This is a genomic window from Pedobacter sp. CG_S7 (genome assembly GCF_040544395.1).
Taxonomy (GTDB): domain Bacteria; phylum Bacteroidota; class Bacteroidia; order Sphingobacteriales; family Sphingobacteriaceae; genus Pedobacter.
The window spans coordinates 86,899-95,435 of the sequence record NZ_JBEONS010000010.1 but is presented as its reverse complement, the minus strand read 5'-3'; the positions used below and the strand labels follow the sequence as shown (position 1 = coordinate 95,435).

7 protein-coding genes are annotated in these 8,537 nt (G+C 34.0%); 1 reads left to right on the top strand and 6 read right to left on the bottom strand.

Annotation, left to right across the window (positions count from 1 at the left end; all coding sequences use genetic code 11):
* Positions 1-146: 146 nt before the first annotated feature.
* A complete protein-coding gene (locus tag AAKU52_RS07990) occupies positions 147-794 on the top strand; it encodes a DUF6266 family protein (RefSeq protein ID WP_354332071.1) in 648 nt (215 codons plus the stop codon).
* Positions 795-911: 117 nt separating this feature from the next.
* On the opposite strand, the gene AAKU52_RS07985 is transcribed toward AAKU52_RS07990, so the two are convergent.
* The 6 genes from AAKU52_RS07985 to AAKU52_RS07960 all read right to left on the bottom strand — a co-directional run bounded on the left by AAKU52_RS07985 (position 912) and on the right by AAKU52_RS07960 (position 8,526).
* Positions 912-2,993 (bottom strand): LruC domain-containing protein, encoded by a 2,082-nt coding sequence (locus AAKU52_RS07985; RefSeq protein WP_354332069.1) that lies wholly within the window; start codon positions 2,991-2,993, stop codon positions 912-914.
* Positions 2,994-3,215: 222 nt separating this feature from the next.
* Positions 3,216-5,744: an LruC domain-containing protein gene (locus AAKU52_RS07980; RefSeq protein WP_354332067.1), complete on the bottom strand. Its 2,529-nt coding sequence runs from the start codon at positions 5,742-5,744 to the stop codon at positions 3,216-3,218.
* 190 nt (positions 5,745-5,934) lie between these two features.
* A complete protein-coding gene (locus tag AAKU52_RS07975) occupies positions 5,935-6,459 on the bottom strand; it encodes an ATP-binding protein (RefSeq protein ID WP_354332065.1) in 525 nt (174 codons plus the stop codon).
* Complete coding sequence (locus AAKU52_RS07970; RefSeq protein WP_354332062.1) at positions 6,459-6,794, bottom strand: STAS domain-containing protein; 336 nt, start codon at positions 6,792-6,794, stop codon at positions 6,459-6,461. The genes AAKU52_RS07975 and AAKU52_RS07970 overlap by 1 nt, the downstream gene beginning before the upstream one ends.
* Positions 6,795-6,854: 60 nt before the next feature.
* Positions 6,855-7,991 carry a SpoIIE family protein phosphatase gene (locus tag AAKU52_RS07965; RefSeq protein WP_354332060.1) on the bottom strand — a complete coding sequence of 379 codons (1,137 nt, stop codon included), beginning with the start codon at positions 7,989-7,991 and terminating at the stop codon, positions 6,855-6,857.
* Positions 7,984-8,526 carry a hypothetical protein gene (locus AAKU52_RS07960; RefSeq protein ID WP_354332059.1) on the bottom strand — a complete coding sequence of 181 codons (543 nt, stop codon included), beginning with the start codon at positions 8,524-8,526 and terminating at the stop codon, positions 7,984-7,986. Before AAKU52_RS07960 ends, AAKU52_RS07965 begins: the two co-directional genes overlap by 8 nt.
* Positions 8,527-8,537: the final 11 nt, after the last annotated feature.

Here is an 8,537-nt window from a genome sequence, read left to right as displayed (position 1 = left end):
GCGTTCTATTACCGACACCTGCAAGAAAAATGAGCAGGCCATCTTAAATGCTTTCTTGACTATTGCTTCATCATAGAGGTACCTGAGTAGTTACATTTATTGTAAGTATTTAAATTAATTCTATAATTAAAAAAACAAATAAGAAAATGGGTATTATTAGAAATGGAATCCTCGGTGAATTCAGTAATAAAACAGGTAACCTGGTTGGTGCTTCCTGGCGAAAGTTAAATGTGATAAGGAGTTTACCTGTAAAGCGCAATAAATCACCGTCAGTAGCGCAGCTTAACCAGCGGCAAAAGTTTGCAATGATCATCTCTTTCCTGAGTCCTATAGCTGCGCTTATAAAAATGGGTTACCATCAACAAGAAAATGTCGCCTCGGCCATGAATGTGGCTGTTTCCATAAATTTAGCCAATTCGATTAATGGAATTGCACCTCACTTTAACATTGACCTCACTAAGATTAGCTTTAGTGCAGGTAAGTTGGAACTGCCAGATTTTATAGCAATTGATGCTATAATAGGGCATTCTATAGTGTTTTCATGGGGCTATAATGGAAATGAACGCAGATTAATGTCGCCTGCAGATCTGGTAACATTGCTGGTTTATAATGCGTCAAAAAAGGTATTTGCTTACCAGATAAACGCTGCTGGCAGATCTGAAAGGTTTTATACACTAAAACTGCCAGAAGCATTTATTGGTGATCGTGTTCATTGCTATTTAAGCTTTAACGCTATGAAATCAAAAGGGCAGGTTTCTAATAGTATTTATGCGGGACAAGCAATTGTTTTTTAACAAATAATCAAAAAAAAAAGGTCAGCCCTTGTACACTGCCTTCAAAAAGTTAAACACTATTTGGAGGCAGTGAACTCAAAAGCTGACCTTTTAAAATACTTTGATAACAGCGGTTAGTTATTTGTAAATGGCGTTGTTGTTTCTATCCTTAGTGTTCGAATACCAATTGGTATATACTTTACCGCCCGACAATGCCCAGGCTGCGAAATTGAAATACACTTCATAAATTGGCTTTTTTTCTATCGGGTATAAAAACTCACCAAATATATCCATAGCAAAAGGGCGGTTCTGTGCAGTTAAATAATAACGGTTTTTATTAGGGTTTGAATTATCCGCACCCGTGCTCAATAAGGAAAGATCAGCTAGCGTAGTTGGTTTATGGTTAACTAAATGTACTTCTTTTTTCCTGTTGAGGTTACTGATCATAAACGGGTTAAAAGGTGCTTTAGCCGTAAAATCATCAGAAAGTGGCGAAGTGAAAAGCATTGCAACAGTAACTTGGGTGCCATTTAGCTTTACACTGCCTGGTATGGTATTGATATAGCTATTTGTACCACCAAAAAGATTTTTATAATTATCAAAAGCGATAAATACAGGGTTATCCTGACCAACCTCTAATCCATTTGCCGCAAGTTTAATGTAACTGTTGCCAGATAAATTGTAACCGGTAACCTTGTCTATTTCGCTGTAAGAAAGGGGGAGCTGAACGCCAAAGCCATTCTGAAAACTTGCACCTGCTGCTATTGGTTTATAAACTCCAGTAAGGTCAACCACCTTATTAGCAGAGTTCATTGCAAATTTATAGCGGTAGCTAACCACCAGATCATTTAAATCGTAATCGCCTTCAACAGGCCACATGTCTTCAAAGGCTATCGTTCCCCAAACATTTTCGCTTGGGTAATAACGGTTATAAGCGCGGAGTTTGTCAAATGGATATTTATCTTGCCAATCTGGTACACCATCTAAATCTGTATCGATCACTTTACTTTCAAGGTAAGGTATACCTATAGGCGAAATGGCTTCTACAGGGTTAGACTGTGCATAAAATACGACATCATTAAAATCTTGATCGCTTCCAGATCCAGGAGTTCTGTTGATGTCTTCAAAACCCACTAAAAATATTTTATAATTATCATCATGCAGTAATACAGTATGTCTTTTTAATGATGTTCCTTCAGGGTTTAAATTTTCATTGGTGTAGAATTTCTCCCCATCGGTTTTTATGGTGCCATCGCTTTTATAGGCATTTTGTAGCAGTACAAAACCAATGGAAATGCCGGCTTTAAATCTGCCTATTTTAATTTTATCTCCATTAAGCATCGTTCCTTCACCTCTTCCGTTTTTTAAAGAAGCATTTGGAAATATCAAGTGAATAGAATCTATCTCTGCAGTATTTACGGGTGCTTTGCCGGTAGGATAAGTATAGTAGGCTAAGGTATTTCTATAATCTGCACCTTCATGCATAAAGGTAATCCATACATCCGCTAAACTTGTAATGCTTAAATTTGCCGGAGCCTCGGTATGAATGAATTTAGGATTTACAACTTTTCTTTCTGGTAAAGCAATGTTCATTTGCTGCATTAAGGCAACAAAGTCAAAATTGTCTACAGCTTCAAGTGCTAATGGTCTGCCATAAGCATCATAATTGGATTTATTATAGACATAAACAGTCGAAGTTGTTGATCCAACTCCCGAAATGGAGGAAAGTGTTTTTGATGAGGCCGTTCTCTTTATACTGGAAATTGAGGTAGCAATACTTGCTTGCGCAACAATATTTCCTGCTGAACCTGTTGAACCGCCCAATATTGCAGTAATACTGTTATTGCTGATATAGGCTTTTGCATTGCTGATTAAACCAATATAAGCAGGATCTATGGTGAGTGTATCTAAAGAGGCAGGTATATTAATTGAAGTTTTTATATAGCCATTTGCATCGCTTATTACTTTTGTTAATTCGGCTCCAGCTTCAAGGTTGGATGGGTCGAAAATAGAGACCAATACGCCAGGAACCGGTTTGTCGTTACGACTTAATAGCCTCACATTGATATCAACTTTTTTAGTGTTTGTATAATTGAATCCATCAGGAGCTTTTTTATCTCCAATTAATAATGACTCATTATCGGTGGTATTTACAGTATTTTTTTTACAGCCCATAAAGAATATGGCGAGTAAAAAATAGAGAACTTGTAATTTTTTCATAATAGATATAAAATTTAGCCAATCAGGTAAATTCATATAGAAATAATTATTCCATTTTTTATTGTCTTCTTTTTAGGTGTTTAATGTGGGTCTATTATGAAAACCATAAAAAGTGAGGTATTAATTTTCCCGAAATGTGGAATCCTTTCCCTAATACGTAAAATGTAAAAGGGCTGATCACTCTTGATGAGTAATACAGCCCTTAGCATTAAATCACTAATGTTATTTTGTTGTATAGATATTCTTGCTATTTAGATATCCTGTACTGGTATTGTTATACCAATCTTTGCTTGATGTTCCACTAGAAGTAACCCAATCTGCAAATCTTAAGTAAGTTGCGGTAATTGAAATCTTCTCTATAGGGTATTTAAAAGGTGCGGTAGGAACAGTTAATGCCCATGGTAGTCCACTTTTAGTGCTGTAATATTTAGTGCCTGTTGAACCATCGTCTTCTTTGCCAAATAGAGACGTATTACCCAGTTTAGTAGGATGTTTTCCAAACAAATGGGTCTCATGACTTCTACCTATGCTATTATTAAATATAAAAGGATTGTAGGTACCTATTCCGAACGAATCCATTGCTGGTCCATCTGTAATATCAAAGCTGATCGAAAAATCTTTAGCTTCAGCAACGCTTTCACCAGGTATGGTATTCCAAGACTTTTGAATGTCCCTGCTGTTTTTAAATAAAATCACTACAATACTATCCTGGCCATTTTCGAGGGAAGCTCCATTCGTTCCTGTAAAGTTTTTTGCCTTCACACTCGGAATATTAAATTGTATACCCGCACCAACTGCATTATTTCCTCCAGAAGCAATTAATTTATAATCAGCTTTAATTTGAACAACTTTATTTGATGCATTTGTAATCACCAAATACCTGTAAGTTATAACCGCATCATTTAAATCGTAATCGCCCTGTTTAGGCCAGCTATCTTCAAATGCTATTGTACTTCCACCGTCGAGGTAATTTAACGATTGATTGTTAAATGCTCTGGTAGGGTCATTAGGATAATTATCCATTAAATCAATGATCCCGTCATTGTCACTGTCTTTCTCAATTGGTGCTGGAGCAGTGCCATAACCTTGTGGATTACAGTTGGTTTTTGCAATATAGATATCACAACCCTGAATGTTTTTATCAGAAAATTTATCTGCAGTTAATGTTCTATTGGCATCACAATATTTAAGGGTTCCTTCAAAACTACCGTTTACACTACCATTTCCTTGATTGGTAACTCTAAATAGGGAAGTGTTGCCCACACCAATAACTTTACCATCCAAAGACTGTAATGATTTGGTTTGAAACATCGCTCCGTTATATAAAGTTAAGTTTTTTTGAATATAACTATCACCTCCAACCTGAATGTAACTGTAGTTACTAACAGTACCAGTATTTATGAAATCTAAATTCACAATTAGCTTGCAATTATTAGTGAAAGTTCCGGAGTTAACTGTAAAGTAATTTGAGGTCATTGACCCACCATTAATAACTGTTCCTTGTGTCGTCATTCTGGCGCTACTTGCCGTAAATACACCATTATTAGTCAGTTCTGTGGAGCTGTTATTAATACTGATGCTTCCGCCACCAGATGTAATTGTGCCACTATTTGTTAACGTTCCAGCTATAGTCATGTTATTGGCTATAGTTACTATGCCAGAGTTAGTAAATGTTGGATTACTATTAGAATTATAAAATCCTTTGATGATTAAATTACCAGAGTTTTCAAAAGTTCCAGTAAGATTAATATTATTTGCCAAGGTGATGTTACCACTAGAGTTTACTTTAGCTAAACTGCTTTCCATCGTCAAATCTTTTGTATTCAGGCTTCCTGTATTTTCAAATGTTCCTTTGATTTTGGCATTACCTGTTGTGTTTATGGTTGCTATATTAGAGAAAGTACCTGACTCCACCGTAATATCACCAGTATTTATTGTCCCTGCATTATAAAATGTTCCTTTACTTTCAAAAGTATAAAATGCTGAAGTACCAAAGTTCTTAAATACACCGTTCCCTGTCCAGGTTGCACTTCTAAACATTACATTACCAGTGCTCGCAACTATGATAGTTATATTATCGGTTATTTTAAGTTCGTCAATAATTACATTTTTAGCACAAATACGCAATGTGCCAGATTTAGTTTTACTCATGTCCAGTGTAACACCATCCTGAGTTACACAAGCGGTTTTCCCATTTAAATTCACACTTGAACTTTTAGTGATTTCTATATCACAACCTGTATTACAATCCGGACTTGTTTCTGTTGGAATATTTAATTTTACTGCCGATAAGCTTTTTGAATTATTGAACTTAATAGCAGAAATTGATTGTGTAATAGCTGTTGATCCTATCGATATAGAGATGTCTGTCGAATTAAGGATAACTTTATCGGTAAACTTACTTCCATCAGGTGCAGTCTTTGTTACATATACTTCTTCAACAGGTGCAGGAATTTCAGCTTTAAATTTATAGGAAGTGATAAGGGATACCGCTCCTTTTGCGATTGATTTTCCCCCGGTAGCCGGATCTCCAATAAATATTTCTAAAACATGTAATGTTGAATTAGGGAAACGTGCATCGTGGATTCCCATCGTGAATGTCACATCCCTTGCGGTTTGCCATTTGAAATTTGAAGGTGCCACAATAGCATTGATGTCTTCATTAGCGATTACATCTACACTTGAATTTTTTTTACAAGACAGAGCAAAAATGCTAATGCCTAAGAGCGTAAGTAGTAGTTTTATTTTCATGAATAAATTTTTCTTCATTTATTACTTTTCAACTTCCATACCAATTAAAGTTTTTTTAATAAAATGGCCATTAATTGCTCTAAAGTGCAATATAAACGGAGTAATGGTTGTATTCTTTTTTATCTTTAAAAATCGGGATATTTATGTGGGTAGTATTTTCCTCATAACGGGAAATTAAAATATCGTCTTTTTATAAATTTACATTTACAATAAATGTGTTTTCATTTGATTTAGGATTATGCTGGTATTCGAAACTATCAGAAGCCATAGTGATGATATATAATCCAAAATGTTCTGGCATCCGATCTATATTCATGTTCTCATTAAAAGAATCAATAAATTGGAAACGATATTGATCTATAATTTTTACATGATAACTATTGTTTTCAGAAAAGCTTACCTTTATATTTTTATTGGCTTCTTGAAAAGGAATTTGCTCGGCACCTTGAAATTTGATCTGCAAGCCTACATCTACCTTTTCAATGGTTAACTTGGGGTGCTTAATGGTTAACCTGATTAAGGCATCTGGATCTTCTGAATGCTTAATAGAATTGGTAACCAACTCTATCAATATTAATTTGATTTTACGCTGAATTTTTGCAGTTAACGATACATGCCTTGAAATTGCATTTATTACTTTTAAGGTATACTCCTGTATTTCATTAGGATCGTTCGGAATCTTTATTCCTATTTTTATCGGTGTCGTATCTGGCATTAAAAATTTTGTAAAGACACTTCTACATTAGTTTGCAAATTAAAGATTTTATCTAACCTAGTTAGTTCGAATAAATTCAGAATGTCTTCATTCAAATCAGTAATTACCAGCTTGCCTTTTAAAGGAATTAAATGTTTTAATATTGCAACTAAAGCACCTAAAAACGAGCTATCCAGGTATTCAACATTTTTAAAGGATATGATAAGGTTTCTAGCTCCATTTGTGATTTCTTCAAATACCAGCTCTTTGAATTGTTCTGATTTAGACAGATTTGCTTCTTTGTTCTCTATAACAATTATCAAAACATCGTTGATCGTTTGCTTACTTATTTTCATTGGTAGGTATGTATATTTAATGGTGATGAAGTTATATGGTGATGAAGCTATTATAAACTTCTATTCAATGTTTTTTCTTTTGATAATAATGATACTGCAATCATCTATTTGAGAAGTGTGTTTATTGAATAAGTTATGAACAATGTTTTCTGTTGGTTCATTTCTTTCTTTTAAATCATGAAGTTTGTGTTTTAGCAAATTCATATCTGATTTTTTTACTCCGTCCACTTCAAAATCGATGATTCCATCAGTCACCAGGAAAAGTTCTTCTTCACCTTTTAGTTCTAGTTCTATTTCATTATAAAAACCTTCTTCAGAAAAGCCCAAAAGAATACCTTCTGATTGGTAAGAAATTAAGTTGTCTATATTTTTCTCATATTTTAACAATGGCAAATCACCTGCGCCAGAATATCTGATTTTTTCTTTTTCGTCATCTATCAATACAATACTTAATGTAGAAAAAATGTCAGCTAAGAATTCATCGGCATAAACGACACGGTTTAATTTATTCAGGATGATGGGTAAAGAGAAATCACCGTCGAATACACATAAACGAATTGCCGAACGCACATAACTTAAAAAGCTAAAAGAAAAAAACCATGCACCCCATTTTTTTCCCATTACATCGCCCAAAATTACAAAGGTAAAGCGGTTATTGATCTTAATGAAATCAATGAAGTCGCCACCCGGTTGTTCCTGATAGCTTTGGTTATAATAACTGATGCTATAGTTTTTTAACTCAGGTGCAGTTTTAGGGATGTTTCTAAGGTTTAATTTCTCTGCAATGCCCTTTACTTCACTTAGCGACCTTTCATAATGTTCCCTAACCGCAAGCATGAGGTTATTGATTTTAGAAAGAATCCGCATAGGAGGAACATCTTTTGCCATATAATCTATAGCCTTTAAATCTAATCCTTGTTGAATAAAATGCTCGTCGTTTACAGAGGTAAGGAATAAAAAAGGTACGTTTTTTAAAAGGTCATTTTTTAAAAGCCTTTTTCTGAACTCAAAACCATTTTTATCAGGCATTTCATAATCTGAGATGATCAGGTCTGGGATATCAAAGTTTTTAAGAATTATTTCAGCTTCATCAACAGATAAAGCTATACGACATTGATAACCATTATTTTTTAATAGCTTTTCATATAGTTTTAGTTGAAAAAGATCATCATCAACCAATAAAACAGTTTTATTCATTTGTCTTAAAATTAGTCATAGCTTCTACAATGATATAAATTCCTACAGCAATAATGATCAATGATATCAAATCCATTAAAGTTACCCCATCATTTGGATTGAAATAAAATATGGTAAACATTTCAAAATAGGGAGGTGCAGGCATGATAATCATTGCAAAACCTAAAGTAACAAATAATATTCCTATAATTATTTTAATAATACGAATTAATTTTTCAGAAATCGTAAATTTTCGCACTGGCTTGGAGTCAATGTGGTTGTTAGTTAGCAAAAACTCTAACTGCTCTAACTGATCAAGTTGGTCAATATTTGATAGTGTAACTTCTTTTATTTCTTTAATTAAAGACTTTCTGCTGAGTTTTTCATCTAATGCAGCAATTATTCTGTTATGTAAAAGCTTAATGTTTTCAGAATCAAGGTTGCTATCTTCAAGCAAATTGATGAACTCACCTAGTTTCTTGTTTAATTCTTCATCTTTGTCATCAAGTTGTTTGAATTTCCTTAAGGACTCAGAAACTTTACTTTTATTTGTCAAAATATTTTTTA

What these genes read in the sequence shown, in the direction of transcription:
- AAKU52_RS07990 (WP_354332071.1), top strand. Translation starts at nt 147, where the DNA reads ATGGGTATTATTAGAAATGGAATCCTCGGTGAATTCAGTAATAAAACA.
- AAKU52_RS07985 (WP_354332069.1), bottom strand. Translation starts at nt 2,993, where the DNA reads ATGAAAAAATTACAAGTTCTCTATTTTTTACTCGCCATATTCTTTATG.
- AAKU52_RS07980 (WP_354332067.1), bottom strand. Translation starts at nt 5,744, where the DNA reads ATGAAAATAAAACTACTACTTACGCTCTTAGGCATTAGCATTTTTGCT.
- AAKU52_RS07975 (WP_354332065.1), bottom strand. Translation starts at nt 6,459, where the DNA reads ATGCCAGATACGACACCGATAAAAATAGGAATAAAGATTCCGAACGAT.
- AAKU52_RS07970 (WP_354332062.1), bottom strand. Translation starts at nt 6,794, where the DNA reads ATGAAAATAAGTAAGCAAACGATCAACGATGTTTTGATAATTGTTATA.
- AAKU52_RS07965 (WP_354332060.1), bottom strand. Translation starts at nt 7,991, where the DNA reads ATGAATAAAACTGTTTTATTGGTTGATGATGATCTTTTTCAACTAAAA.